At 58.0% G+C, this 25842-nt stretch carries 23 protein-coding genes; 14 read left to right on the plus strand and 9 right to left on the minus strand.

Annotation, left to right across the window (positions count from 1 at the left end; translation table 11 throughout):
* Positions 1-206: 206 nt before the first annotated feature.
* The 6 genes from FHW76_RS06050 to FHW76_RS06075 all read left to right on the plus strand — a co-directional run bounded on the left by FHW76_RS06050 (position 207) and on the right by FHW76_RS06075 (position 3994).
* On the plus strand, positions 207-500 hold the full coding sequence (locus FHW76_RS06050; RefSeq protein ID WP_183476479.1) for a host cell division inhibitory peptide Kil: 294 nt from the start codon (positions 207-209) through the stop codon (positions 498-500).
* 525 nt (positions 501-1025) lie between these two features.
* Complete coding sequence (locus FHW76_RS06055) at positions 1026-1250, plus strand: hypothetical protein (protein ID WP_183476481.1); 225 nt, start codon at positions 1026-1028, stop codon at positions 1248-1250.
* Positions 1247-1702 (plus strand): ead/Ea22-like family protein, encoded by a 456-nt coding sequence (locus FHW76_RS06060; protein ID WP_183476483.1) that lies wholly within the window; start codon positions 1247-1249, stop codon positions 1700-1702. The genes FHW76_RS06055 and FHW76_RS06060 overlap by 4 nt, the downstream gene beginning before the upstream one ends.
* A gap of 66 nt (positions 1703-1768) precedes the next feature.
* Entirely contained in the window at positions 1769-1984 is a 216-nt protein-coding gene (xisR, locus tag FHW76_RS06065; RefSeq protein WP_023297262.1) for an excisionase family protein, read from the plus strand.
* Complete coding sequence (locus FHW76_RS06070) at positions 1984-3270, plus strand: site-specific integrase (protein ID WP_165813227.1); 1287 nt, start codon at positions 1984-1986, stop codon at positions 3268-3270. Before xisR ends, FHW76_RS06070 begins: the two co-directional genes overlap by 1 nt.
* Before the next feature lie 97 nt (positions 3271-3367).
* Entirely contained in the window at positions 3368-3994 is a 627-nt protein-coding gene (locus FHW76_RS06075; protein ID WP_046622758.1) for a glutathione S-transferase family protein, read from the plus strand.
* Positions 3995-3996: 2 nt separating this feature from the next.
* On the opposite strand, the gene FHW76_RS06080 is transcribed toward FHW76_RS06075, so the two are convergent.
* Positions 3997-5106 carry a PQQ-dependent sugar dehydrogenase gene (locus FHW76_RS06080; RefSeq protein ID WP_012542355.1) on the minus strand — a complete coding sequence of 370 codons (1110 nt, stop codon included), beginning with the start codon at positions 5104-5106 and terminating at the stop codon, positions 3997-3999.
* Positions 5107-5221: 115 nt separating this feature from the next.
* Positions 5222-5605 carry a biofilm formation regulator BssR gene (bssR, locus tag FHW76_RS06085; protein WP_012968643.1) on the minus strand — a complete coding sequence of 128 codons (384 nt, stop codon included), beginning with the start codon at positions 5603-5605 and terminating at the stop codon, positions 5222-5224.
* Between the two features lie 378 nt (positions 5606-5983).
* Here bssR and FHW76_RS06090 point away from each other — a divergent pair, with 378 nt between their 5' ends.
* On the plus strand, positions 5984-7225 hold the full coding sequence (locus FHW76_RS06090; RefSeq protein ID WP_012968644.1) for an oligosaccharide MFS transporter: 1242 nt from the start codon (positions 5984-5986) through the stop codon (positions 7223-7225).
* 27 nt (positions 7226-7252) lie between these two features.
* Here the strand turns inward: FHW76_RS06090 and FHW76_RS06095 are convergent, their stop codons facing one another.
* Positions 7253-8155, minus strand: coding sequence for a Kdo hydroxylase family protein (locus FHW76_RS06095; protein ID WP_032729750.1), 903 nt, complete (start codon positions 8153-8155; stop codon positions 7253-7255).
* A gap of 245 nt (positions 8156-8400) precedes the next feature.
* Here FHW76_RS06095 and rimO point away from each other — a divergent pair, with 245 nt between their 5' ends.
* Positions 8401-9726, plus strand: coding sequence for a 30S ribosomal protein S12 methylthiotransferase RimO (gene rimO, locus FHW76_RS06100; protein WP_008805799.1), 1326 nt, complete (start codon positions 8401-8403; stop codon positions 9724-9726).
* Between the two features lie 510 nt (positions 9727-10236).
* Here rimO and gsiD read toward each other — a convergent pair.
* The 5 genes from gsiD to iaaA all read right to left on the minus strand — a co-directional run bounded on the left by gsiD (position 10237) and on the right by iaaA (position 16535).
* Entirely contained in the window at positions 10237-11148 is a 912-nt protein-coding gene (gsiD, locus tag FHW76_RS06105; RefSeq protein ID WP_004147729.1) for a glutathione ABC transporter permease GsiD, read from the minus strand.
* Between the two features lies 1 nt (position 11149).
* On the minus strand, positions 11150-12070 hold the full coding sequence (gsiC, locus tag FHW76_RS06110) for a glutathione ABC transporter permease GsiC (protein WP_183476583.1): 921 nt from the start codon (positions 12068-12070) through the stop codon (positions 11150-11152).
* Positions 12071-12142: 72 nt separating this feature from the next.
* Complete coding sequence (gene gsiB, locus FHW76_RS06115; RefSeq protein ID WP_004176731.1) at positions 12143-13684, minus strand: glutathione ABC transporter substrate-binding protein GsiB; 1542 nt, start codon at positions 13682-13684, stop codon at positions 12143-12145.
* A gap of 32 nt (positions 13685-13716) precedes the next feature.
* Positions 13717-15576, minus strand: coding sequence for a glutathione ABC transporter ATP-binding protein GsiA (gene gsiA, locus FHW76_RS06120; RefSeq protein ID WP_060876125.1), 1860 nt, complete (start codon positions 15574-15576; stop codon positions 13717-13719).
* 17 nt (positions 15577-15593) lie between these two features.
* The gene (gene iaaA / locus FHW76_RS06125) at positions 15594-16535 is read right to left on the minus strand and encodes a beta-aspartyl-peptidase (protein ID WP_008805796.1); all 942 of its coding nucleotides are present in this window, start codon (positions 16533-16535) and stop codon (positions 15594-15596) included.
* Positions 16536-16770: 235 nt separating this feature from the next.
* On the opposite strand from iaaA, the gene moeA reads away from it, so the two are divergent.
* The 6 genes from moeA (at position 16771) to FHW76_RS06155 (ending at position 24654) form a co-directional block, all read left to right on the plus strand.
* A complete protein-coding gene (gene moeA, locus FHW76_RS06130; RefSeq protein WP_183476485.1) occupies positions 16771-18006 on the plus strand; it encodes a molybdopterin molybdotransferase MoeA in 1236 nt (411 codons plus the stop codon).
* Positions 18006-18761: a molybdopterin-synthase adenylyltransferase MoeB gene (gene moeB / locus FHW76_RS06135; protein ID WP_012968648.1), complete on the plus strand. Its 756-nt coding sequence runs from the start codon at positions 18006-18008 to the stop codon at positions 18759-18761. Before moeA ends, moeB begins: the two co-directional genes overlap by 1 nt.
* 154 nt (positions 18762-18915) lie before the next feature.
* Positions 18916-19815, plus strand: coding sequence for a glycyl-radical enzyme activating protein (locus FHW76_RS06140; protein WP_008805793.1), 900 nt, complete (start codon positions 18916-18918; stop codon positions 19813-19815).
* A gap of 4 nt (positions 19816-19819) precedes the next feature.
* Entirely contained in the window at positions 19820-22252 is a 2433-nt protein-coding gene (locus tag FHW76_RS06145) for a formate C-acetyltransferase/glycerol dehydratase family glycyl radical enzyme (protein WP_008805792.1), read from the plus strand.
* Positions 22253-22432: 180 nt separating this feature from the next.
* Entirely contained in the window at positions 22433-23248 is an 816-nt protein-coding gene (locus FHW76_RS06150; protein WP_008805791.1) for a Cof-type HAD-IIB family hydrolase, read from the plus strand.
* 140 nt (positions 23249-23388) lie between these two features.
* The gene (locus FHW76_RS06155) at positions 23389-24654 is read left to right on the plus strand and encodes a DUF1479 domain-containing protein (RefSeq protein WP_008805790.1); all 1266 of its coding nucleotides are present in this window, start codon (positions 23389-23391) and stop codon (positions 24652-24654) included.
* Here FHW76_RS06155 and FHW76_RS06160 read toward each other — a convergent pair.
* Positions 24651-25724, minus strand: a complete 1074-nt coding sequence (locus tag FHW76_RS06160; protein ID WP_008805789.1) for a LacI family DNA-binding transcriptional regulator — start codon at positions 25722-25724, stop codon at positions 24651-24653. The two genes, FHW76_RS06155 and FHW76_RS06160, sit on opposite strands and share 4 nt — an antisense overlap.
* Positions 25725-25842: the final 118 nt, after the last annotated feature.

Raw genomic sequence — 25842 nt, forward strand, 5'->3', positions numbered from 1 at the left:
TGATTCGAGACGAAGACAAACCAGCATGGCGCCGGTTCTGGTTGAAGGTTGTTCCGTTTTTATTTGCGGTCGCATCGGTAAGCGTTCAGTGCTGGGGTGCGCTATGAGCAGAAACGGCATTCGTTCACTGGTTATCGTGCTAGCTATTAGTGTGCTTTTGTGGGTTGGGCTGGCTCTCGAAATTATGTATATCAAAGGGGTGCTCAATGGCTAATTCACTGCATGGTAACCCGGCTTTTAAAGCAGCACAAAGCAAGCTGGCTATTGCGCAATTTATTGGCAATGGTGAAATGTGGGCCGAAGCTTTTTCGTCTATGAAAGATATTTTTGAGAAAGCAAAGCACGCAGAAGATTTTATGTTTTGCGGTCGCGAAGAATCTCTCTCAACCCTGAATTTCAATGATGTCATTTTGAATTATGACATGTATGGCGATTTGGTTTCTGTTAACGCAAACTCTGGCAATGTACGTTATAAAATAAATACCAAAGTATCTTACTAATACCATCATCTTTTATTTAATGCCTTAACTGGCAGGTATGAACACACATTAAATTCAACCGGAGATATGTAAATGGAAGAATTAAAGTTGCACTGTCATGGTTGCGGCGGTTCTTTTGCTCGCGATGAGTTGCAATACCGCCCCTCTGGCAGAGGTGCTTATCGGAGAGACTTTTATTTCTGCCCGGTATGCAATGAGAAAGAAAAGCAGAAAATAGCCCTCTCCGCTGCTGCTTCCTCGTTTCGTAAGAACTTGCCGTCACGCCCTGGACACCTGGCCCACAAGCGCTGGTAGGTGACGGATGATAATCATATCCAACCGTATTCCATCGCATGTAAATGAAAAGGCATCGCATGTTCTGAGCTTGTACAGCAAGGGAGATTTAAAACCATGCCGAATCAAATGCGGGAATTTAAGTTTAAAGATTGGCAGAAAATGGCGTTTATTATCCCGCAATAACGGAACATGCTGGGAAGTTATGAGCCATGAAAAATACAATCAACTCAAAGACAGGAAATCACAATCATGAAAATAGAATTCTATGATGATGGATTCAATGCCATAGCCACGATTACCAGCACGGTGTTTGAATTCCGCCTTCATAACCGCGCCGTTGATACAGCACTATTTCTTGCTCCTTCCGTTCGCGCTAAGCGTAGCGGATTCTATATTTTAAAAACGGTTATTTCCGGCAAAACACCTCACGTACTACGCGCATACAGCGCACTTCGCGCGGAGGCTGCACGATGAGTAATATCACCAGACTGGTGCAGCGTATGCGCACGGCAGCAAAGAAAGCGACGCCGGGCCAATGGGTAGCGTTTACTGATACAGCGTCCGTGACTTTTTCAGTACATACGCCGGATGATACCCGCTGCGGAAATATCGTTAAGTGGACTGGTTTTGATGGTCAGCGCAGGGCAAAAGCGAATGCAGAGTTCATTGCCCTGGTTAACCCTGCCAACATCCTCGCGCTGGTAGAGGTGCTGGAGAAGGCACAGGGGATGGAAGCCTACTGGAAAACTCAATGCCGTGGGATAACGGACCACTGCGAGGAGTTGCAGGCGCGCATCGCCGACCTTGAGCTAAGACACCGGCAACGGGATCGAGACGACTTTATCAGGGGAATAACCCCCCCTGCCTCCATGTATACAGCTGATGAAGCTATGGAAGTAATTGCAGAATACGACCGCACGCACTGAGATGATTTCCAATAATCAACATTAAACCGGGGAACTGATTATAGTTTCCCGGCCATGAGGTTATTTATGGCCGATATTACTCAAGAAGATGAATGGGTGATGGAAAAGGGAATTGTAGCGAAGATGTATATGACTCCCCGGCAAATTAAATCTTACCGGGAGGGGAGATGGATTGAGGGGGTTCATTATAAGAAGCACTCACCTGACCCCGAAGCTTCAGAAGGAAGGGTAACACTTCTCTACAACTACACCAGGATTAATAGGCTTGTCGGGGAAACATAATGAATATGCCAGCTGGCGTAGAGCTGCATGGGAAGGGAATAAGAATTAGCTTTCTATATCGCGGCATACGGTGCCGCGAAGTTTTGCGGGGCTGGACTGTATCTAATAGTAATATACGAAAGGCTGGTAACCTCCGTACTTTAATAGTAAGTGAGATTCAGCAGGGGAAGTTTGACTATGCAGAGCACTTTCCTGAATCAAAAGCGATTAAAAAATTTACCACGACACAAAAAGTTAAAACCTTTGGTGAATTATGCAAAGTTTACCTTGATGCCAAAAAGCTTGAGGTTTCAGCTGCATCATACAGAGGCGCAGAATCACGAATAGCAACACTTAGCGCTATCGTCGGAAGTAATACGCATATTGCAGATATTCAGCATACCGATCTGTTGAATTACAGAAACGCGCTGTTAACGGGAAACACCTTTTGCGATCATGCGCCCTGGTTAAAAAGAAAAGGTCGTGCAGTATCCACGGTCAACGGCCTGATGAACAACCTGACTGCGTTGCTCAAACTGGCTAACCTGAGCGGTTTTATCGAGCATACCCCGCACGAAGGTATAAAGATGCTCAAACGCTCCAGGAGAGACCCGGATCCGCTTCTCCAGAGTGAGTTCGAAGGTTTTATAAAAGCGCTATCTCCTCGTTATGTTTTACTCTGGACTACAGCTATCTTTACCGGCCTTCGGCATGGAGAGCTTACAGCTTTAGCCTGGGAAGATGTGGACCTTGATAAGGGTGAGCTTCACGTCAGGCGTAATCAGACTAATGAGGGGCTGTTTGTGCCACCCAAAACCGAAGCGGGGATCAGAACTGTAACCCTGCTTGAGCCTGCGCTGAACGCTTTAAGGGAGCAATTCAAGCTAACTGGCGCATTAAGCAAAACCGAAATCACCTTCCATCACCGCGAACATGGTTTAACTGAACAACAAAAACTGCGGTTCGTGTTTATCCCGCCCAAAAACTGGCGCGGGGAAACGAAGTATTACGGATCTCAGTCTCTGGGGTATAGTTGGGAGGCTGGATTAAAGAAGGCAGGTATCAGGAACAGGCGCCCTTACCAGTCGCGCCACACTTTTGCGTGCTGGTTATTAACTGCCGGTGCTAACCCGTCGTTTATCGCCGGACAGATGGGTCACGAGAACGCGAAGATGGTTTATGAGATTTACTCGAAGTGGATCGGAGAGATGGACCGCAACCAGGTGGAAATGCTGAATAGCAGTTTTTCTGACGTTGTGTCCCAAGGATGCCCCAAGCGCAAGGTAGTGGGTATAAAAAACGTTTGATTTCAGCAAAATAAAAATGCTTGCCGGAATATTAACTTTATCCCAACATGATCGCCGATCGCGCTGCAACGGCAGTGAAACAAACTCAGGAGCGAAAATGATTACACTGTGGGGACGTAATAACTCGACCAACGTGAAGAAAGTACGCTGGGTGCTGGAGGAGTTGGATCTTCCTTATGAGCAGATCCTCGCCGGGCTGGAGTTTGGTCTCAATCATGACCCGGAATATCTGGCGATGAACCCGAACGGGCTGGTGCCGCTGTTAAAAGACGATGCTACCGGGGTGGTGTTGTGGGAATCAAATACCATTATTCGCTACCTTGCCGCCCAGTACGGCGTCGATCGCCTGTGGCTGGCCGCACCGGCGCAGCGCGCGCAAGGGGAAAAGTGGATGGACTGGTCCAACGGCACGCTCTCTCCCGCCCATCGCCCGGTGTTAATGGGCCTGGTCAGGACGCCGCCGGAGCAGCGCGATCCGGCGGTCATCGCCGCGGGGATCGGCGCCTGTGAATCGCTGTTTGCCATGCTTGATGACGAACTGGCGAAAACGCCATGGCTCTCTGGCAAGCACTTCGGCCTTGGCGATATTGCCGTTGCCCCCTTCGTCTACAATCTGCTGACGATCCTCGATACCTGGCAACCGCGACCCCATCTGCAGCGCTGGTATCAGCAGATTAGCCAGCGCCCCGCCTGGCACGCGGTCGTGAAGATCCCGGTCACCTGAGGTTAACCCTCCGGACTCAAGCGCAACAGTTCGCCGTTAGACTCGTCGGTTAATACGTACAGATAGCCGTCGGGTCCCACGCGGACGTCGCGGATACGCTTCCCGCGCGCCTCCAGTAACCTCCCCTCCTCGCGGACCTGATTACCGTCCACCGATAAGACGATAAGCGACGTCTCCTTCAGCGCGCCGATAAACAGCTTATGCTGCCACTGGGGAAAAGTCTGCGCCGCGTAAAAGGCCATCCCGCTCACCCCTGGGGAGACCGGCCAGACATACAGGGGAGGCTCGGTACCCGGGGCCGTCTTGCCCTTGGCCTCCGGGATCGGCAGGCCGCTGTAGTTAATGCCATGCGTCGCCAGCGGCCAGCCGTAGTTTTTCCCCGCCTGCGGGATGTTAATTTCATCCCCGCCGCGCGGGCCGTGCTCATTGAGCCACAGCGCGTCGCTCCATGGGTTCATCGCCATGCCCTGCGGATTGCGAATACCGTAGGCCCAGATCTCTGGCCTGGCGTCAGCCCGGCCGACAAAGGGATTATCCGGTGGAACGTCCCCGCTCTCCGTCAGGCGGACCACTTTCCCCTGCAGCTTGCTGAGCTCCTGGGCGGTGGCACGCTGATTGTTCTCTCCCAGACCGATAAACAGATACCCTTTGCCGTCGAACACCAGCCGGCCACCGAAATGATTGCCCACGGAGAGCTTCGGCTGCTGGCGAAACACCACGGTAAAGTTCGACAGCTGCGTGGCATCCTCACTTAACCGCCCGTAGCCTACCGCGGTGCCCGCTTTGCCGCTGGCGTCGCTTTCCGCATAGCTCAGCCATACCCGTCGCGACTGCGCAAAATCCGGCGCCAGCGCTACATCCAGTAAGCCGCCCTGGCCGTTGGCCCACACCTGCGGCACGCCGGATATCGGCGCCGACAGGCCTTTACCTGGCTGCCAGCGCTTGAGCTCGCCGCCGCGCAGGGTAATCAACATGCCCTGATCGTCGGGGAGAAACGCCAGACCCCACGGATGGGCCAGCCGGTTTTGCAATACCTCCACCCGCACCGCGGCCTGGCTCAGGGCTGGCAGCGCTAAGGCGCTCAATATCAACAGCAGCGGGATTGGACGCATGGCATTCTCCTTTAGTCAGCTCTGCGCTAAAGGGTAGCCAGCGGGGAAATTTGCGCGGGGATTTTTACATAACCTTTAACAGGGGAAGCGTCCACTTCCCCTGAGTTTCAGCCGATCAGGCATGAGTGATTGGCGACAATTTATTCAATTTATGAATATTTGAAGTCAATCCTGTCAGACAGCGTTCTAGCTTCTCTACGTTAACAGCGATGTACAGCGGACAATCATGATGCCCGCTCATCAGGCATACTGCAGCGGCGGCGAGGGACTCGCCCGCCAGGCGAAGGGCCTCCTTCTCCTCCGGTGAAACGACATTCTGCAGGCGCGGGGCCTGCGCACGCATTTCACGGCAAAGCTCAAACAAGTTATCACGCAGATGGTCATTTTCGCTGACTGACATGTAGCCTTTAGCCTTTCGCAACTGCAGATAGGCATCAATATCGATATTGGCATTGATGAGCTTCTGCAAAAGGTGGCGATATTGTCTGTCAACGGTCATCACAGTTCCTCCTCTGTCGTCCTTTACCCTTCTCATGATACGGTTATTTTTTGTGCAAAATGATGCGCCAGGTCAATTATTCCCAAGCCTGTAACACCCTTTACAATGTGACAACCTTACCGCTTTGTAGGATATATACCAAAGATAATGGTATTCGATCACAATTAATTTCAAAAAGAAATCAACTCGCGATTATTACCATTAAAAGGCGGAAATAGTGCTGATAAGATCACACTACACCACAAATGCTATTGCGCGATCGCCAGCCAGAATGCCATAACAAATCATTAATGTAATACGTATAACATTTCATAAAAACAGCGAACGCGGCCCGCGGATCGCTGATAATCTCTCTGCCCGTTTGCAAGGAACTGAAACATGACGCCCGGTAAAAGAAACTACCTCCTGTTGAGTCTTTTCGATTTCCTCTACCTGTTCGCCTGGTCGTCGACCATGGCTTTCTTCGTCATCTGGACCACCCAGCATCTTGGCATCAGCGCCACGAAGACTGGCCTGCTGTACTCGGTCAACGCTTTTATCGCCCTGCTGATGCAACCTTTCTTCGGCTTTATCTCCGACAAGTTCGGCCTGAAAAAACGGCTTATCTGGCTGCTGGTCGCCCTGCTCCTGCCGGTGGGCCCCTTCTTTATCTATGTTTACGCGCCGCTGCTGGTGCACAATTTCTGGTTCGGCGCGCTGCTGGGGGGGATCTATCTGGGGATCATCTTTAACTCCGGCTGCGGGGTGATCGACTCTTACATCGATAAGATTTCCCGTCGCTACCAGTTCGAATACGGTCGGGTGCGGATGTGGGGCTCGTTAGGCTGGGCAGCGGCGGCCTGGATTGTGGGTAAATATATCGACAGCAATCCTAATCTGGCTTTCTGGCTCGCCAGCCTCGCCATCGTCATCGCCGCCATCTGCTTTATGCTGACCAAAATTGAATTAACCGACGCTGATGTGGCGCGAAGCGAATCGCTGAAGGTCTCCCATGCCCTCGAGCTGGCGAAGAATGGTCAGTTCTGGATGCTGCTGCTCTTTACCCTGTTCGTCACGCAAATTTATGACACCTACGATCAGCAGTTTGCCCAGTATTTCTCGCTGCAGTTCCCGACGCCGGAGGAAGGCAACCGCTGGTATGGGATCCTCGCCTCCATTCAGGTGTGCGGCGAAACGCTGTTCTTATGCCTGATGCCGTGGTTTGTTAACCGGACCGGCGCCAAATGGGCGCTGATCATCGCCGGGTTGATCATGTCGGTACGTATTGTCGGGTCAGCCGTGCCCCTCGGTCCGGTGTGGATTGGCGCGGTGAAAATGATGCATGCCCTGGAGAAACCGTTAATTCTGGTATCGGTCTTTAAATTCATCGCTGCCAACTTCGACCACAAGCTCTCTTCGACGGTCTATTTGCTGGTGCTGTTTGTCGCCTCGATCGCCACCGCCATCTACTCTCCGCTGGCAGGCTATCTGTACGATACCATTGGCTTCGCCGATACCTATCTGATCCTCGGCGGTATCGCCGGGCTCTTTACGCTGATCTCCATTTTCACCCTGAAGGATAAGCGCGAGCCGAAAAAGCCCAGCGCCAGGCCTTCCGGGGCCGTTACGCCGGCGCAATAATCCTCTGCCCGGTAGCCACGCCGGGCGCTACACGTTGCGCGCGACTAACGGCTTTTGCAGGAGCGTTTCCAGCACCCGCAGCGGCGAGAGCTGCGGGTGACTCATCGCTTTCACCGGCAACAGAAAGGTCTGCTCAAGCAGATACTGGCCGCGCATCGCGGCGTGCGGGGTCTGATCGGAAAAGCAGATCCAGGTACTGCCGGCGGCAAAGTCGATCTCCTGCTGCACCCCCTGTCGCTGGTACTCAGGGGTGCTTTTCATCGCATCGTGCAGGGCCAGCATCAGATGATCGTAATGGCTACGCCGACTTTTGGTGATCCCCAGCGCTGCCAGCAGCCAGGCGCCTGACGGCGACCAGGGTTTCAGCCGCGGCAGAAAGCGTGCCGCGAGGGTATCGAAATGCTCCCCTGTCCGCCAGGTTCGCGGTTCGCCGCGGGGATGAATATTGCAAAAGATGCGCAGAATACGATCACCCTTGACCGGGCGCGACGGGAATGCGTCCACATGCAAGCGCGAATCGTCTTTGCGCCAGGAGGTCGTTTCACGCCAGGCGGTAATGGGATGCAGACGCAGACTGGTTTGCGGATGGTGCAGCGACTCGCCATAGCCTGGCAATAACGCGTCGATCAGCTGCAGCGTCATCTGGTGGTAACGCGCCATCAGCCGGGCGATGGCAGCCGTTTTCTGCTTATCCGCCACGCCTCTGAGTATGCGGGTGTCGGGTTGATAGCTGATATTCTTGCGCCGCGGCGCGACCAGCTCAGGGGTCAGCAATGCCTGCTCCGTGGCGGTTAATGAAAACGCCAGCTGCGGCAGATAGAGCACATTTCCCTGCTCAAGGGAGTGTTGGATCTGCGGCGGTTGCGGGGGGATCTCCAGATTACTGAATGGCAGGGTGGCTATCGCCACCGGGGAGCCTGTTGGTGTCATTTCCTTGCCTCTTCTCCTCGCGGTCATCGAGGTATTTAGTAAAGAAATTGTTATCATTTTGTAGATTACAACGTAAATGACGGGCGTTTTTATCAGGAATGGCGGTTTTGACCCGGTGCTGAAGCCCACGCGCTCCTCACCCGAGCGCTTTTTCACCATTAACCGCGACGGAGCTATACTCTTTTTCGCAAAGATCTGTAGAATTCCTGCCCTGACCATTCCAATAATTGAACACTTTTTAAGCTATGAGCAATGTCACGCACCAGCCGAAAATCGGCTTCGTCTCCCTGGGCTGCCCGAAAAATCTCGTGGACTCAGAGCGTATCCTGACCGAACTGCGCACCGAAGGTTATGACGTCGTCCCCACCTACGACAACGCCGATATGGTCATCGTTAACACCTGCGGCTTTATCGATAGCGCTGTGCAGGAATCGCTGGAAGCGATCGGCGAAGCGTTAAAAGAGAACGGCAAGGTGATCGTCACCGGCTGCCTCGGCGCGAAAGAGGATCAGATCCGCGAAGTTCACCCGAAGGTGCTGGAGATCACCGGCCCGCACAGCTATGAGCAGGTGCTGGAGCACGTCCACCACTACTCGCCGAAGCCGAAGCACAACCCGTTCCTCAGCCTGGTGCCGGAACAGGGCGTTAAGCTGACGCCGCGTCACTACGCCTACTTAAAAATTTCTGAAGGCTGCAACCATCGCTGCACCTTCTGCATCATCCCGTCCATGCGTGGCGATCTGGTGAGCCGTCCGATTGGCGAAGTGCTGGCGGAAGCCAAACGCCTCGCTGACGCCGGCGTGAAAGAGCTGCTGGTGATTTCTCAGGACACCTCCGCCTACGGCGTCGATGTCAAGCACCGTACCGGTTTCCACAACGGCATGCCGGTGAAGACCAGCATGGTCAGCCTGTGCGAAGAGCTGGCGAAGCTCGGCATCTGGGTGCGCCTGCATTATGTTTACCCGTATCCGCACGTCGACGATGTGATCCCGCTGATGGCGGAAGGCAAAATTCTGCCGTACCTCGATATTCCGCTGCAGCACGCCAGCCCGCGTATTCTGAAGCTGATGAAGCGTCCTGGCTCTGCAGACCGCCAGCTGGCGCGCATTAAGCAGTGGCGTGAAATTTGCCCGGATCTGACCCTGCGCTCTACCTTTATCGTGGGCTTCCCGGGCGAAACGGAAGAAGATTTCCAGATGCTGCTCGACTTCCTGAAAGAGGCGCGTCTCGACCGCGTCGGCTGCTTCAAGTACAGCCCGGTTGAAGGCGCCACCGCCAACGAACTGGCGGATCAGGTGCCGGAAGAGGTGAAAGAGGAGCGCTGGAACCGCTTTATGCAGCTGCAGCAGCAGATCTCTGCCGAGCGTCTGCAGGAGAAAGTGGGCCGCGAAATCCTGGTGCTGGTGGATGAAGTTGACGAAGAAGGCGCCATTGGCCGCAGCATGGCCGACGCCCCGGAAATCGACGGCGCGGTCTACCTGAACGGCGAAACCCGCGTTAAGCCGGGCGACGTGGTGCGGGTGAAAGTCGAGCATGCCGACGAATACGACCTGTGGGGTACCCGGGTCTAGTCCAGCTTCCCGGATAGCGGCTTATCGCATTCCCCAGCCTACGGGGTCCTCCCGTAGGCTCACCCCCCAGGTCCGCGCAAGCGCAGCGCCGCCGGGTAATTTATCAGTCATCAAGCCTTTATATTGCCGGGTGGCGGCTAACGCCTTACCCGGCCTACAGTTCGTGCGACCTGTCGCTAATTTATTCACCAGTCTTGCTGAAACTGCCGGTGCTGGCGGCCTCAACATCGCTGAGACGTTCCCGGAAGGCCGGGGCAGCCCGCATGGATGCGGGCTGAGGGCCGTGTTTTGCAGGGACGCTGCCTCGGCCCGACCCGAAGCCTGCAGGGATAAGTCGAAGGCACCACGCAGTGGCGATGTTGCTGGCCGGAGCCCGGGGGTACAGGGGGCGGCGGCGACTGGCCGCCCCCTGTGCGCTCCCTGCGCCATGCCAGGCATAACGCAGAAGATTAACCGGGAGCGCAATGTGCGCTGAAGCCGCAGCACCGCACGGCGGTGCTTTCCCTCACCCTACCCCTTTAACTTCGGATCCAGCGCATCGCGCAGGCCATCGCCCAGCAGATTAAACGCCAGCACGGTCACGAAAATCGCCACCGCCGGAAACAGCGCTACGTGCGGGGACATCACCATATCCGCCCGCGCCTCGTTGAGCATCGCGCCCCACTCCGGGGTGGGCGGCTGCGCGCCGAGGCCGAGAAACGACAGACTGGCCGCCGAAATAATCGACACCCCAATACGCATCGTGAAGTAAACCACGATCGATGACACCGTCCCCGGCAGGATGTGGTTGAACAGAATGGTGGCGTCGCTGGCGCCGATGCTGCGCGCCGATTCAATAAAGGTCTGCTGCTTTAACACCAGCGTATTGCCGCGCACCAGACGAGCAAACGCCGGGATCGAGAAGATCGCCACGGCGATGATCACGTTGGCCATCCCGCTGCCCATGACAGCGACCACCGCGATCGCCAGCAGGATCCCCGGAAAGGCGAACAGCACGTCGCAAAGTCGCATAATGAGCCGGTCCCACCAGCCCTCATAGTAGCCGGCCAGCAGCCCAAGCACCGTGCCGATAGCCGCGCCAATCAGCACCGCCAGTACCCCGGCAGCCAGCGAGATCTGCGCCCCGACCAGCACCCGGCTGAAAATATCGCGCCCCAGCGAGTCGACACCGAACCAGTGCACCAGCGAGGGCCCCTCGTTAAGCCGGTCATAATCGAAATAATTTTCCGCATCGTACGGCGCTATCCATGGCGCAACGATGGCTACCGCAATCAGCAACAGCACGAAAATACCAGCGCCCATCGCCACCGGCTGGCGACGAAAGCGCCGCCAGAACTCATGCCATGGGGTATGGATCTCGCCGGGTCTGATACCCGGCATGGCGTTCAGCGCCGCCTGCCTTCTCCAGTTGAGCAATCGCACCTTACTTATACCTGATAGCCGGGTTAATGGCCGCGTACAGCACATCCACCACTAAATTGATAAGAATAAACTCCAGCGAAAAGAGCAGGACTTCCGCCTGAATTACCGGGTAATCGCGCATTTCTACCGAATCGACCAACAGGCGCCCAAGTCCCGGCCAGTTAAACACCTTTTCCACGACGATCGACCCACCGAGCAGAAAGCCGAACTGTAGCCCCATCATGGTCACCACCGGGATCATCGCATTGCGCAGGCCATGCTTGAGCACCACCCACGTTTCGCTCACCCCTTTCGCCCGCGCGGTACGCATATAGTCTTCATGCAACACATCAACGAACGACGCGCGGGTAAAGCGCGCCATGACCGCCGCTACCGCCGCGCCAAGGGTCAACGACGGCAAAATATAGTGCCGCCAGCTGTCGGCCCCCACCGTCGGCAGCCAGCCCAGCTCAACCGAAAACACCTGCATCAGCAGCATGCCGAGAGCAAAAGCCGGAAACGAAATGCCGCTCACCGCCAGCGCCATTCCCAGACGGTCGGGCCAGCGATTGCGCCACACCGCGGCCGCGATCCCCGCCGCCATCCCGAACAGTACCGCCCAGCTCATGCTGGTCAGCGTCAGCCACAGCGTGGGCATAAAGCGGCTGGCTATTTCACTGGAAACGGGACGCCGCGAGGCCATGGAAATGCCAAAATCGCCGCGCAGCACGTTGGTGATGTAGTGCCAGAACTGGACATGCAGCGGCTGGTCAAGCCCCAGCTGCTGGCGCACCATCGCCACCACCTGGGCATCGGCCTCCGGTCCGGCAATCAGCCGCGCCGGGTCACCGGGCAGCATATGGACGAACAGAAACACCAGTACTGCGACGATAAGCAGGGTGGGGATCAGCCCCAGCAGGCGCTTAATCACATAGTTGAGCATCATACCTCCGCAACCCGCCCCGCGGAAAAACCGCCCCCCGCGCGCTGGCGCCGGAGAGCATCATCCCATCCTTCACGGTGTTAAATCTGCCTGTTCAAAACTAAAGCCAGTATCCGGCTGGATATAGAAACCGGTGAGGTTCTTGCTGTGGGCGGAGACCAGTTTCTCGACCACCAGCGGTACCCACGGCGACTCTTTCCAGATAATATCCTGCGCCTCTTTATAGAGTTTGGTTTTCTCTTGCGGGTCGGTGGTTTTCAGCGCCTCGCTCAGCGCGTTATCCACCTGCGGGTTGCTGTAAAACGCGGTATTAAACAGCGTCGGCGGCCAGTTTTGCGAGGCGAACAGCGGCGACAACGCCCAGTCGGCTTCACCGGTGGAGGCGGACCAGCCGGTATAGAACATCCGTACCCCGCTCTCTTTCTGCCCTTTACCTTCCACTTCCGCCGCCCGCTGACCAGCGTCCATCGCCGTCACCTGCGCCTTAATCCCCACCTGCGCCAGCTGCTGCTGGGTGAACTGCAGTACTTTCTGCGCGGTGCTGTGATTATGTGATGACCATAGCGTGGTGCTGAAACCGTTAGGGTAGCCAGCCTCTTTCAGCAACTGGCGAGCTTTCGCCGGATCGTAGGGCCAGGCGGTGTAAGTCTGGGCGTAGGCAATCGACGGCGGCACCACCCCGGTCGCCGGGGTGGCGTATCCGGCAAACGCCACCTTGACCAGCGCCTGACGGTTAATCGCATAGTTGATGGCTTCACGCACCTTCGGATTATCGAACGGCTTCTGCGTCACGTTCATGCTGATGTAGCGCTGCATGATCGACGGGCTGGCCACCAGCTCCAGTTTGCTGTTTTTTGCCAGCAGCGGCGCCTGTTCGTAAGGGATCGGGAAAGCAAACTGCGCTTCGCCGGTCTGCAGCATCGCCGCCCGGGTGTTGTTATCCACCACCGGACGCCAGGTGATGGAGTCCAGCTTCGGCAGGCCTGGCTGCCAGTAACCATCGAACTTGCTGACCTTCACGAAATCTGTCTGGTTCCAGGTGTCGAGCTTATACGGCCCGGTACCCACCGGATGGAAGCCAATATCCTTGCCATATTTTTTCAGCGCCGCCGGCGAAATCATCGCCGTCGCCGGATGGGCGAGAATGTTAATAAATGCCGAGAAGGGCTGCTTCAGGGTAATTTTGACCGTGGTCGGATCGACCGCCTCGGTGCTGGCGATATTTTTATACAGGTTATAGCGCTTGAGATGGTTATCCGGGTTACTCGCGCGGTCGAGGTTAGCCTTGACCGCCTCGGCGTTAAAGTCGGTGCCATCCTGGAATTTCACCCCGCTGTGCAGCTTGATGGTGTACACCAGGCCGTCCGGTGACACGGTATAGCTCTCGGCAAGAACATTTTGTAGCTTCATCTCTTTATCAAGGCCGAACAGGCCTTGATAAAAGGACTTCGCCACCGCCTGCGACAGGGTATCGTTGGCATCATAGGGATCGAGCGTCGTAAAGTTAGACCCGACCGCCACGACCACATCTTTGGCGGCAAAGGCAGGGGCGCTCGCCAGGGCCGCCGCGATACTCAGCGCCAGCCACCATTTGCGTGAAACAGGTTGTGTCATCGTATTCTCCTGAAAAGGTGCGTTATGTGTTGTTATGCTCTGCCCAGCACATCGGCGGATTCGCGGGCGACAAAGTGGTCCGGCCCAACCTGCTGCAATGGCACGCTGGCCATCTCCTCGCCCCGCTTATAGATATTGCCCGGGACGTCATCAGACAGCAGGACTCGCTGCGGATGACGGTAGGCCGGGTCGGCCACCGGTACGGCGGCCATTAGCTTACGGGTATAGGGGTGCTGCGGGTTTTCAAACACCGCACGGCGCGGGCCTATTTCGACAATGCGACCGCGATACATCACCGCCACGCGGTGGCTGATGCGCTCCACCACCGCCATATCATGGGAAATAAACAGAAACGCGATACCCATCTCGCGCTGCAGGTCGAGCATCAGATTGATAATCTGCGCCCGAATGGAGACATCCAGGGCCGACACCGACTCATCGGCTATCACCACCTTCGGATTCAGCGCCAGCGCGCGGGCAATGCAGATCCGCTGCCGCTGGCCGCCGGAAAAGGCATGGGGGTAACGCCAGGCATGCTCCGGCTGAAGCCCCACGCGCTTCAGCAGCCAGGAAACCCGCTCACGCGCGGCTTCACCATGCAGCAGGCCATGCACCCGCAGCGGCTCCATGATCGAGTCACCGACCGTCTGACGCGGGTCAAGCGAAGCGTAAGGATCCTGAAAAATAAACTGAATATTACGGCGCAGGGATTGCAGCTTGCTGCCGGAGAGCGTATCAATCCGTTGGCCGTCGAAGGTAATGGTGCCACCCTGGGTTTCGACCAGTCTCAGCAGCGCCCGGCCGGTGGTCGACTTGCCGCAGCCGGACTCTCCCACCAGCGACAGGGTCTCTCCCGGCCAGAGATCAAAACTGACCTTCTCCACCGCATGCACTTCGCGCGTCACGCGATTGAGCAGCCCGCCGCGCACCGGAAAACGGGCCACCAGGTCGCGCACCTGCAGGATAGGCTCCCCCGTCGCCACCGTGTCTGGCGTTTCGGTCTCCGCCTGCGGCTGACCGGGAAGCGAAAAACGGCGCGGCAGATCCTGACCCCGCATCTCCCCCAGCCGCGGAACCGCCGCCAGCAGCGACTGAGTATAAGGGTGCTGCGGCGAACGAAAGATCTCCTCAACGCTGCCAGTCTCTACCGCCTCACCGCGATACATCACCAGCACCCGATCGGCGATATCGGCCACGACGCCCATATCGTGGGTAATAAAGATCACCCCCATCGCCATCTCCTTTTGCAGGACGGCAATGAGTTGCAAAATTTGCGCCTGGATGGTGACATCCAGCGCTGTGGTCGGCTCATCGGCTATCAACACCGCCGGCCGACAGGAGAGCGCCATGGCGATCATCACCCGCTGGCGCATGCCGCCGGAGAGCTGGTGCGGATAGCGTGAGAGCATCTCTTCCGCCTGGGGAATACGCACCTGGTCGAGCATCTTTTTCGCCGCGCGCAGCGCCTCTTCGCGCCCCAGCCCCTGGTGCAGGCGCAGGGATTCGGCGATTTGTTCGCCGATGGTAAAAACCGGATTCAGCGAGGTCATCGGCTCCTGAAAAATCATGGCCAGATCCGCGCCGCGCACCCGGCGCATCTCGGCGTCCGTTTGCTCATTGAGCGCGATCACCTGCCGGTTACGCCGCCGCAGCCACAGCCCCTCGCTGCTCACTTCGCTGCTGGCGGCGTCAAGCAAACGCATCAGCGCCAGCGCGGTCACCGATTTTCCCGAACCGGACTCACCCACTATCGCCAGCGTCTCGCCGCGACGCAGGCTGAAGGATAGCTGACGCACGGCCTGCACCTCTGGCGCATCCTGTTGGCGAAAGGCCACGTTCAGGTTGCGCACTACCAGCACTTCGCAGGTATCGGTTTCGTGAGTTTGCGACACTCTCCCTCTCCCTTCTTCTATTCGCGATAAATGCCAATGGTCGGCGTATCGCCGGCATAGCACCAGGCGCGGTACATGCCTTCACTGTTAAACGGTAAAACGACGTTACCTTCGCGATCGACGGCAATCAGCCCGCCGCTACCGCCGAGAGCCGGCAGTTTCTCCATCACCACCCGCTCGCAGGCGGTGTAGAGACTCAACTGACCATACTCCATCAGGGCGGCGATATCGTAGGCCGCCAGGGTGCGCATAAAAACTTCGCCGGTGCCGGTGCAGGAGACCGCCACGCTGGCATTGTTGGCATAGCATCCCGCGCCCGGCAGCGGGCTGTCGCCGACGCGTCCGGGCAGTTTGTTGGTCATGCCGCCGGTGGAGGTTGCCGCCGCCAGATTGCCAGCCAGGTCGAGCGCCACCGCGCCGACGGTGCCCATTTTCTGGCGTTCATCGAGCGGGGCGGCGTGGTGGTCGAGGATAATCTCCCCGCCCGCTTTCGCCTCCTGCAGCTGCAGCAGGCGCTCGGGCGTGGAGAAGAGATCGTTTTCCACGCGTTCCATCCCCCGGGAGAAGGCGAAATTTTCCGCGCCCTCGCCAATCAGCAGCACGTGCGGACTCTCCTCCAGTACCAGACGCGCCGCCAGCACCGGATTACGCAAATGTTTGACCCCGGCCACCGCGCCCGCCTGCAGGCTGTAGCCATCCATTACGCAGGCGTCCAGCTCGTGGGTTTGATCGTGGGTAAATACCGCGCCCATCCCGGCATTAAACAGCGGGCACTCTTCCAGCAGCCGAACGGCCTCGGTCACGGTATCCAGCGCACTGGCGCCCGCAGCCAACATCTTCTGCCCGCTTTCGACGATAGTCGACAGCGCCGCCACATACTCTCGCTCCCGCTCCGGCGTCATCTGCGCGCGAGAAATCGCCCCTGCGCCGCCGTGAATTGCTATAACCGCCTTGCCCATTTCGCCAGTCCTTAACGATGAAGTGGATCGCCCCTGCCCCGTCGTAGCGCGGCGCGGCGCCGGTCACGTCAGGAATAAGGGTATTGATATCATTATATTGCTGAATGTCTTATACAATTTTTGAATATAGAAAGAGCGGCGGGCGATGTAAAGCCTCGTACCCAGGTGGCATACAGCCCGCGCCGCTTTTCTGCCATAATAGGCGTTTTCGCTGTTTTGCCCGCAGGAGTGACCCATGGATTTTACCGCCGGACTGATGCCGCTCGACACAGCCCTCGCCCAGATGCTCGATCGTATTACGCCGCTGAACGCGACGGAAACTGTACCGCTGTTGCAGGCCTTCTCGCGTGTGACCGCCCATGACATCGTCTCCCCGCTGGATGTGCCCGGCTTTGATAACGCCGCGATGGATGGCTATGCCGTCCGGCTGAACGACCTTCGCGACGGCGCGGCGCTGCCGGTCGCCGGTAAGGCCTTTGCCGGCCAGCCTTTCAACGACGCCTGGCCCACCGGCACCTGTATTCGCATCATGACCGGCGCGCCGGTGCCTGCGGGCTGCGACGCGGTGGTCATGCAGGAAGAGACCGAACAGACCGACGCCGGCGTGCACTTTACCGCGCCGGTGAAAGCCGGGCAGCACATTCGCCGTCGCGGAGAAGATATCGCCCACGGCGCGGTGGTCTTCCCGGCGGGGACGCCCCTGACGGTGGCCGAGCTGCCGATGCTGGCCTCGCTGGGCATTGCCGAGGTCGAGGTGGTGCGCAAGGTCCGCGTCGCGGTCTTCTCAACCGGCGATGAGCTGCAGCTGCCGGGTCAACAGCTCGGCGACGGCCAGATTTACGATACCAACCGCCTGGCGGTGCACCTGATGCTGCAGCAGCTGGGCTACGAGGTCATTAACCTCGGCATTATTCCTGACGACCCGGCGAAGCTGCGTGACGCGTTTATCGCCGCCGACCAGCAGGCCGACGTGGTCATCAGCTCCGGTGGCGTCTCGGTGGGCGAAGCCGACTACACCAAAACCATTCTTGAAGAGCTGGGGGAGATCGGCTTCTGGAAACTGGCGATCAAGCCGGGGAAACCCTTCGCCTTCGGCAAACTCAGTAGCAGCTGGTTCTGCGGCCTGCCGGGTAACCCGGTTTCCGCCACCGTCACCTTCTGTCAGTTGGTGCAGCCGCTGCTGGCGAAACTCTCGGGCAAGCACGGCCCGCTTCAGGCAACCCGCCTGCGGGTACGCGCCGCCACGCGACTGAAGAAGTCGCCGGGCCGTCTCGACTTCCAGCGCGGTATTCTGCAGCGCAACCCCGACGGCGAGCTGGTGGTGACCACCACCGGCCATCAGGGCTCGCACATTTTCAGCTCATTCAGCCTCGGTAACTGCTTTATCGTACTGGAGCGCGAACGCGGCCACGTCGAAGCGGGCGAATGGGTCGAAGTCGAGCCCTTTAATCATCTGTTTGGGGGGCTGTAATGGCCGTTGAGCTGAGCGACGAGGAGATGCTGCGCTATAACCGGCAGATCATCTTGCGCGGTTTTGATTTCGACGGTCAGGAGCGGCTAAAAGCCGCTCGCGTACTGGTGGTCGGCCTCGGCGGGCTCGGCTGCGCCGCCGCTCAATATCTGGCGGCGGCCGGCGTGGGTCAGCTCACCCTGCTCGATTTCGACACCGTCTCGCTGTCCAACCTCCAGCGCCAGACGCTGCACAGCGACGCGACCATCGGCCAACCGAAGGTGGATTCTGCCCGCGAGGCGCTGGCGCGCATTAACCCGCACGTCCGGCTGGTCCCGCTCAATGCCTTGCTGGATGAGACCGCGCTGGCGGGGCAGATTGCCGATCACGATCTGGTGCTGGACTGCACCGACAACGTCGCCATTCGTAACCAGCTCAACGCCGGCTGTTTCCAGCACACCACCCCGCTGGTCTCCGGGGCGGCGATCCGCATGGAGGGGCAAATCAGCGTCTTCACGTATCAGGATGGCGAACCCTGCTACCGCTGCCTGAGCCGTCTGTTCGGCGAAAATGCCCTCACCTGCGTCGAAGCCGGGGTAATGGCCCCGCTGGTGGGCACCATCGGTTCGCTGCAGGCGATGGAGGCCATTAAACTGCTGACCGGCTACGGCACCCCTGCCAGCGGAAAAATCGTGATGTACGACGCCATGACCTGCCAGTTTCGTGAAATGAAGCTGATGCGTCATCCGCAGTGCGAGGTATGCGGCTCGCACTAACCCCCACACCGGCGACGAGGGTCGTCGGTGGTTTTGTGACCTCTCTCGTTTTTTTATCCCCAGGAGCTTAGCCCCATCCCGCTTGTTGATTTGCGTCAATATAACTTTCATTCGAAAGTGTTTTTATATTCATACGCAAACAAGAGGATAAGCCATGATCTTCAACATCCAGCGCTACTCCACCCATGACGGCCCAGGGATCCGTACCGTCGTCTTCCTGAAAGGCTGCTCGCTGGGCTGCCGCTGGTGCCAGAACCCGGAAAGCCGCGCCCGCAGCGAAGATCTGCTGTATGACTCGCGGCTGTGCCTGGCCGGCTGCGATCTGTGCCAGCAGGCGGCGCCGGAGGTTATCACCCGTACCCTCGATGGTTTGATCATTGATCGGCAAAACGTTAACGACAAGCATATTACTGCGCTGCGTGACTGCTGCCCCACCACCGCGCTAACGGTCTGCGGCGAGGAGAAAAACGTCGAAGCGATCATGGCGACGGTGCTGCGTGATAAACCGTTCTACGATCGCAGCGGCGGCGGCATCACCCTTTCCGGCGGCGAACCCTTTATGAACCCGACGCTGGCGCAGGCGCTTTTCGAAGCCAGCCATCAGGCAGGTATTCACACCGCCGTGGAAACCTGCCTGCACGTGCCGTGGAAATACATTGAACCGGCTTTACCCTTTGTCGACCTGTTTCTCGCCGACCTGAAACACGTCGACGAGGCCGTTTTCCAGCAGTGGACCGACGGCAGCGCCCGCCGGGTGCTGGATAACCTGCAGCGACTGGCGCAGGCAGGGAAAAAAATGATTATTCGCGTGCCGCTGATCCAGGGATTCAACGCCAGTGAAGCCGACATTGCCGCGATCACCGATTTTGCCGCCGACCGCCTGCAGGTCAGCGAGATCCATTTCCTGCCGTACCACACGCTGGGAATGAACAAATACCAGTTACTCAGTCAGCCCTACACCGCACCGGACAAACCGCTGGATGCTCCTGAGCTGCTCGCCTTCGCGCAGGATTATGCGCGGAGCAAGGGGCTAACGGCGATCTTACGAGGATAACCTTATGACGACTCTCAAACTCAATACCCTCAGCGCCCGCATCCAGGCCCATAAAATGGCACTGGTGCATATTGTCAAACCGCCGGTCTGTACCGAACGCGCCCGCCACTACACCGAGATGTATCAGCAGCATCTTGATAAGCCAATCCCGGTGCGTCGCGCCCTGGCGCTGGCGCATCACCTTGCCGAGCGCACCATCTGGATCAAGCACGACGAACTGATCGTCGGCAACCAGGCCAGCGAAGTGCGCGCTGCGCCGATTTTCCCGGAATACACCGTCAGCTGGATTGAGAAAGAGATCGACGATCTTGCCGACCGCCCCGGCGCCGGCTTCTCGGTCAGCGAAGAGAACAAACGCGTGCTGCATGAAGTGTGCCCATGGTGGCGCGGGCAGACCGTACAGGACCGCTGCTACGGTATGTTTACCGATGAGCAGAAGGCGCTCCTCGCCACCGGTATTATCAAGGCGGAAGGCAACATGACTTCCGGTGACGCCCACCTGGCGGTCAACTTCCCGTTACTGCTGGAGAAAGGCCTCGACGGCATGCGCGCCAAGGTTGCTGAACGCCGGTCGCGCATTAACCTGACGGTACTGGAAGACCTGCACGGCGAGCAGTTCCTGAAAGCGATTGATATCGTTCTGGAAGCGGTCAGCGACCACAGCAAACGCTTCGCCGCGCTGGCGCGCGAGATGGCGACAGCAGAATCCCGTGAATCACGCCGCCACGAACTGCTGACGATAGCCGAAAACTGCGACATCATCGCCCATGAGCCGCCGAAAACCTTCTGGCAGGCGCTGCAGTTGTGCTACTTCATTCAGCTTATCCTGCAGATTGAATCCAATGGCCACTCGGTCTCCTTTGGCCGTATGGACCAGTACCTCTATCCGTACTACCGTCGCGACGTTGAACTGCAGCAGTCGCTGGATCGCGAACAGGCCATTGAGCTGCTGCACAGCTGCTGGCTGAAGCTGCTGGAGGTCAACAAAATTCGCTCCGGCTCGCACTCCAAGGCCTCTGCCGGCAGCCCGCTGTACCAGAACGTCACCATTGGCGGCCAGAACCTGGTCGACGGCCAGCCGCAGGACGCCGTCAACCCGCTGTCGTATGCCATCCTGGAATCCTGTGGTCGTCTGCGCTCTACCCAGCCGAACCTCAGCGTGCGTTACCATGCCGGGATGAGCAACGACTTCCTCGACGCCTGCGTCCAGGTGATCCGCTGCGGCTTCGGCATGCCGGCGTTTAATAACGACGAAATCGTCATCCCGGAATTTATCAAACTCGGCATCGAGCCGCAGGACGCCTACGATTACGCCGCCATCGGCTGCATCGAAACCGCGGTTGGCGGCAAATGGGGCTACCGCTGCACCGGCATGAGCTTTATCAACTTCGCGCGGGTGATGCTGGCGACGCTGGAAGGTGGCCGCGATGCCACCAGCGGTCAGGTATTCCTACCCCAGGAGCATGCCCTGTCGAAAGGCAACTTCGCTAATTTCGACCAGGTGCTGGCAGACTGGGATAACCAGATCCGCTACTACACCCGTAAATCCATTGAGATTGAGTACGTGGTCGATACCATGCTGGAGGAAAACGTCCACGATATTCTCTGTTCGGCGCTGGTGGATGACTGTATCGAACGGGCGAAAAGCATCAAGCAAGGCGGCGCGAAATATGACTGGGTTTCCGGCCTGCAGGTGGGTATCGCCAACCTCGGCAACAGCCTGGCGGCGGTGAAAAAACTGGTCTTCGATCAGGGCGCCATCGGCCAGCAGGAACTGGCGAAGGCGCTGGCGGAAGATTTCGACGGTCTGACCCACGAGCAACTGCGCCAGCGGTTGATCAACGGCGCGCCGAAGTACGGTAACGATGATGACAGCGTCGACGAGTTGCTGGCGCGGGCCTACCAGACCTATATCGACGAGCTGAAGCAGTATCACAACCCGCGCTATGGCCGCGGCCCAATCGGCGGCAACTATTACGCTGGCACGTCGTCTATCTCCGCCAACGTTCCGTTCGGCGCCCAGACGATGGCGACACCGGATGGCCGTAAAGCGCACACCCCGCTGGCGGAAGGGGCCAGCCCGGCCTCCGGTACCGACCATCTGGGGCCGACAGCGGTCATCAGTTCGGTGGGCAAACTCCCCACCGGCGCGATCCTCGGCGGCGTGCTGCTTAACCAGAAGCTGAATCCGTCCACCCTGGAGAATGAGTCCGACAAGCAGAAGCTGATGGTGCTGCTGCGCACCTTCTTCGAGGTGCACAAAGGCTGGCATATCCAGTACAACATCGTGTCCCGCGACACGCTGCTGGAGGCGAAGAAACACCCTGACCAGTACCGCGATTTAGTGGTCCGCGTCGCCGGATACTCGGCGTTCTTCACCGCCCTGTCGCCGGATACCCAGGACGATATCATCGCCCGAACCGAACATACGCTGTAACCCTTCGTGCCCGCTGGCGCTATGCTTAGCGGGCCTACCCTGTTCTGCAGGCCGGGTAAGGCAACGTTGCCACCCGGCATTTTCTGCGCTGAGTGAACTTTCATTCGAAATAAATTTGTGCTCCCCATCACATTGTAATTAGAATGTTACTGGTCGAAGTTAAGCCAGGAGCATCCCCTTATGACCGTTAAAGTTATCGTCACCGATATGGACGGAACTTTTCTCAATGACGCCAAAACCTACGATCGCTCACGGTTTCTGGCGCAATTCGCCCAGCTGCAGCAGCGCGGCATTGAATTTGTTGTCGCCAGCGGCAACCAGTACTATCAGTTGATCTCCTTCTTCCCGGAGATCCGCGAGCAGATTTCGTTCGTCGCCGAAAACGGCGCGCTGGTCTTTGAGCATGGCAAGCAGCTGTTCCACGGCGAACTGACCCGCCACGAATCACAGGTGGTGATTGGCGAATTGCTCAAAGATCCGCAGCTCAACTTTGTCGCCTGCGGCCTGCAGAGCGCGTATGTGAGCGATAAAGCTCCGGATGCCTTCGTCGACCTGATGTCAAAGCACTACCACCGTCTGCAGCGGGTAAGCGATTACCATCGCATCGACGACACGCTGTTCAAATTCTCCCTCAACCTGCCGGACAGCGAGATCCCACAGCTGATCGATAAACTGCACGTGTCGCTCGACGGGATCATGAAGCCGGTCACCAGCGGCTTTGGCTTTGTCGATTTGATTATCCCCGGCCTGCATAAAGCCAACGGCATCAGCCGCCTGCTCAAACGCTGGAACCTTTCGCCCCAGCAGTGCGTGGCCATCGGCGACAGCGGCAACGACGCCGAAATGCTGAAGCTGGTGAAATACGCTTTCGCCATGGGTAACGCCGCCGACACCATCAAGGCTATCGCCGGCTACGCCACTGACGATAATAACCATGACGGCGCGCTGAACGTCATTCAGGCCGTCCTCGATAATACCGCTCCCTTCAACGCGTGACCCTTCGCCGGGGCATCGCGCCCCGGTTTTTCCATTTTGTGCGCCGTAGCAAGATTTTAAACTTGCATTAACTCCATTTTAACTTAAATTAACGTTTGTAAGATTTAACACTTTCGAATGAAAGATACAGCGAGGTTATTATGGCTGCTCTCCCGACCCACGAAACATTACCTGCCGACCACAAAGCGGCAATTCGCCAGATGAAACAGGCCTTACGGGCACAAATTGGCGATGTCCAGGCAGTGTTCGATAAACTCTCGGCGCGTATCAGCGAGCGCCTGGACGAGATTAATGCCCTGAAAGCCACAGGCCAGGAGGTCTGGCCGACGATCCCGTTCAGCGATATCGCCGAAGGAAAAGTGAGCGATGAGCAGCGCGCGGCGATTAAGCGCCGGGGCTGCGCAGTGATCAAAGGACACTACCCGCGCGAACAGGCGCTGGCCTGGGACAACGCGATGCTGGAATACCTCGATCTGAACCACTTCGATGATGTTTACAAAGGACCTGGCGACAGCTTCTTCGGTTCGCTGGAGGCTTCGCGTCCGGAAATCTATCCGATCTACTGGTCCCCCTCGCAAATGCAGGCGCGACAGAGTGATGAAATGGCGGCGGTGCAATCCTTCCTCAATCGCCTGTGGCGCTTTGAACAGAATGGCAAGCGCTGGTTCGATCCGGATGTCAGCGTGATTTACCCTGACCGTATCCGCCGCCGCCCGCCGGGAACCACGTCAAAGGGGCTGGGGGCGCATACCGATTCCGGCGCGCTGGAGCGCTGGCTGCTTCCCGCCTATCAGCAGGTTTTCGCCAACGTTTTTAATGGCAATATCGACGCCTACGATCCGTGGGACGCCGCGCACCGTACCGAAGTGGAAGAGTACACCGTCGACAACACCACCAAATGCTCGGTGTTCCGCACCTTCCAGGGCTGGACCGCGCTGTCGGACATGATCCCGGGTCAGGGGCTGCTACACGTGGTGCCGATCCCGGAGGCGATGGCTTATGTGCTGCTGCGCCCCCTGCTCGACGATGTGCCGGAAGATGAGCTGTGCGGCGTCGCGCCGGGCAGAGTGCTGCCGATCTCTGAGCAGTGGCACCCACTCTTAATTAAAGCGTTAAGCTCGATTCCGGCGCTGAACGCTGGCGATTCCGTCTGGTGGCACTGCGATGTTATTCACTCAGTGGCGCCGGTGGAAAATCAACAGGGCTGGGGCAACGTGATGTACATCCCGGCCGCGCCGATGTGCGAAAAGAACCTCGCCTACGCGCAGAAAGTGAAAATTGCTCTGGAAAAAGGGGCCTCGCCGGGGGATTTCCCGCGCGAGGACTATGAGGCCAGCTGGCAGGGGCGCTTCACCCTGGAAGATCTGAATATTCACGGGAAACGGGCGCTGGGTATCCCGGTTTAATCGTCATACAGCCCCTGCGGCTCCACGGCGGTATGGCCTTTGCCCGGCCGGATCCGCCGTACCGAATCACGTACCACCAGCGTGCCGTGCAACAGTAGCGAGCCGTGCGGCGCCTCCGGGCGCAGCAGGCGCTGCTGCAGGAGATGCACCGCCTCGCTGCCCAGCTCATCTCGCGGCACATGCACCGCGGTCAGCGGCACCTCCTGAATCGCCGCCAGATTAAACCCGTCGATACTCATTACCGAAACATCCTGCGGCACCCGCAGGCCTCGTTTTTGCAGGGCGCTGACGGTGCCGGCGGCCATAAAATCACCGCCCACCAGGAAGGCGGTGGGCATCGGGCGCCCCTGTAAAGCGTCAAGCCAGGCCCCTACCTGCTCTTCCGTCTCTCTGGCGCTAAAGTTGGCGACGCTGATGAGATCCCGGCTGGCGGTAAAGCGCAGATTGCGCGCGCGCCATGCTTCCTGGATCCCGCCCAGCCGCAGCTCCATGGTATAGCGGCGCAGGCACATCACGTTCATCACCGCCCGATGGCCCATATCAAACAGATAGCGGGCGGCGCACTGGCCAATCAGACGATGGTCGGGGGCAATGGACGGCAGCCGCATCCCTTCATCCCGACAGTTGATCAATACGCAGGGTTTGCCCACATCCGCCGCCAGGCCATGAATATGCGGATCGTCGATCCCCAGCAGCACCGCGGCCTGGGTCTCCGCTTCGTTCATGCGGGCAAGAAACAGATTGGCGTCGCTGTCGTTCTCGTCCAGTGCGCAGTAGCGCAGGCGCACTTCATGCGCCGCCAGCGCGTTATTGATGCTCTGGATCACCCGGTAGTAGAAGATATCCGATCGCTCATCGAAGGCGCGCTGCGGAGCAAACACCAGCAGATTATTGAGCAGCAGACGCCCGGCGGCCAGTCCCTGCATGACCCCCAGCTCGCGGGCGCACTCCAGCACCGCCCGGCGCGCCTTATCGCTGGTATTCGCCTTTCCGGCCAGGACGCGCGAAACGGTGCTGGCCGACAGCCCGGTGCGGGCGGCGATTTCGGCGACGCGCAGCTTTTTATCCATTTTGTGATCCAGCTCCGATTGGAAAATGAAATAATTTTCATAATCGCCAAAGCGCTTCCTGTAAGCAAATGACAGAGCGAAATTTGAGATCTCGGTCATTTCATGAAAAAAGTTGCAT

It is taken from the genome of Klebsiella sp. RC2 (assembly GCF_014192815.1).
Lineage (GTDB): Bacteria > Pseudomonadota > Gammaproteobacteria > Enterobacterales > Enterobacteriaceae > Klebsiella > Klebsiella variicola.

What these genes read in the sequence shown, in the direction of transcription:
- FHW76_RS06075 (WP_046622758.1), top strand. Translation starts at nt 3,368, where the DNA reads ATGATTACACTGTGGGGACGTAATAACTCGACCAACGTGAAGAAAGTA.
- FHW76_RS06055 (WP_183476481.1), top strand. Translation starts at nt 1,026, where the DNA reads ATGAAAATAGAATTCTATGATGATGGATTCAATGCCATAGCCACGATT.
- gsiB (WP_004176731.1), bottom strand. Translation starts at nt 13,684, where the DNA reads ATGACACAACCTGTTTCACGCAAATGGTGGCTGGCGCTGAGTATCGCG.
- iaaA (WP_008805796.1), bottom strand. Translation starts at nt 16,535, where the DNA reads ATGGGCAAGGCGGTTATAGCAATTCACGGCGGCGCAGGGGCGATTTCT.
- FHW76_RS06090 (WP_012968644.1), top strand. Translation starts at nt 5,984, where the DNA reads ATGACGCCCGGTAAAAGAAACTACCTCCTGTTGAGTCTTTTCGATTTC.
- moeA (WP_183476485.1), top strand. Translation starts at nt 16,771, where the DNA reads ATGGATTTTACCGCCGGACTGATGCCGCTCGACACAGCCCTCGCCCAG.
- moeB (WP_012968648.1), top strand. Translation starts at nt 18,006, where the DNA reads ATGGCCGTTGAGCTGAGCGACGAGGAGATGCTGCGCTATAACCGGCAG.
- FHW76_RS06095 (WP_032729750.1), bottom strand. Translation starts at nt 8,155, where the DNA reads ATGACACCAACAGGCTCCCCGGTGGCGATAGCCACCCTGCCATTCAGT.
- xisR (WP_023297262.1), top strand. Translation starts at nt 1,769, where the DNA reads ATGGCCGATATTACTCAAGAAGATGAATGGGTGATGGAAAAGGGAATT.
- FHW76_RS06140 (WP_008805793.1), top strand. Translation starts at nt 18,916, where the DNA reads ATGATCTTCAACATCCAGCGCTACTCCACCCATGACGGCCCAGGGATC.
- gsiC (WP_183476583.1), bottom strand. Translation starts at nt 12,070, where the DNA reads ATGCTCAACTATGTGATTAAGCGCCTGCTGGGGCTGATCCCCACCCTG.
- rimO (WP_008805799.1), top strand. Translation starts at nt 8,401, where the DNA reads ATGAGCAATGTCACGCACCAGCCGAAAATCGGCTTCGTCTCCCTGGGC.
- FHW76_RS06060 (WP_183476483.1), top strand. Translation starts at nt 1,247, where the DNA reads ATGAGTAATATCACCAGACTGGTGCAGCGTATGCGCACGGCAGCAAAG.
- bssR (WP_012968643.1), bottom strand. Translation starts at nt 5,605, where the DNA reads ATGACCGTTGACAGACAATATCGCCACCTTTTGCAGAAGCTCATCAAT.
- FHW76_RS06160 (WP_008805789.1), bottom strand. Translation starts at nt 25,724, where the DNA reads ATGGATAAAAAGCTGCGCGTCGCCGAAATCGCCGCCCGCACCGGGCTG.
- FHW76_RS06145 (WP_008805792.1), top strand. Translation starts at nt 19,820, where the DNA reads ATGACGACTCTCAAACTCAATACCCTCAGCGCCCGCATCCAGGCCCAT.
- FHW76_RS06155 (WP_008805790.1), top strand. Translation starts at nt 23,389, where the DNA reads ATGGCTGCTCTCCCGACCCACGAAACATTACCTGCCGACCACAAAGCG.
- FHW76_RS06080 (WP_012542355.1), bottom strand. Translation starts at nt 5,106, where the DNA reads ATGCGTCCAATCCCGCTGCTGTTGATATTGAGCGCCTTAGCGCTGCCA.
- FHW76_RS06070 (WP_165813227.1), top strand. Translation starts at nt 1,984, where the DNA reads ATGAATATGCCAGCTGGCGTAGAGCTGCATGGGAAGGGAATAAGAATT.
- FHW76_RS06150 (WP_008805791.1), top strand. Translation starts at nt 22,433, where the DNA reads ATGACCGTTAAAGTTATCGTCACCGATATGGACGGAACTTTTCTCAAT.
- FHW76_RS06050 (WP_183476479.1), top strand. Translation starts at nt 207, where the DNA reads ATGGCTAATTCACTGCATGGTAACCCGGCTTTTAAAGCAGCACAAAGC.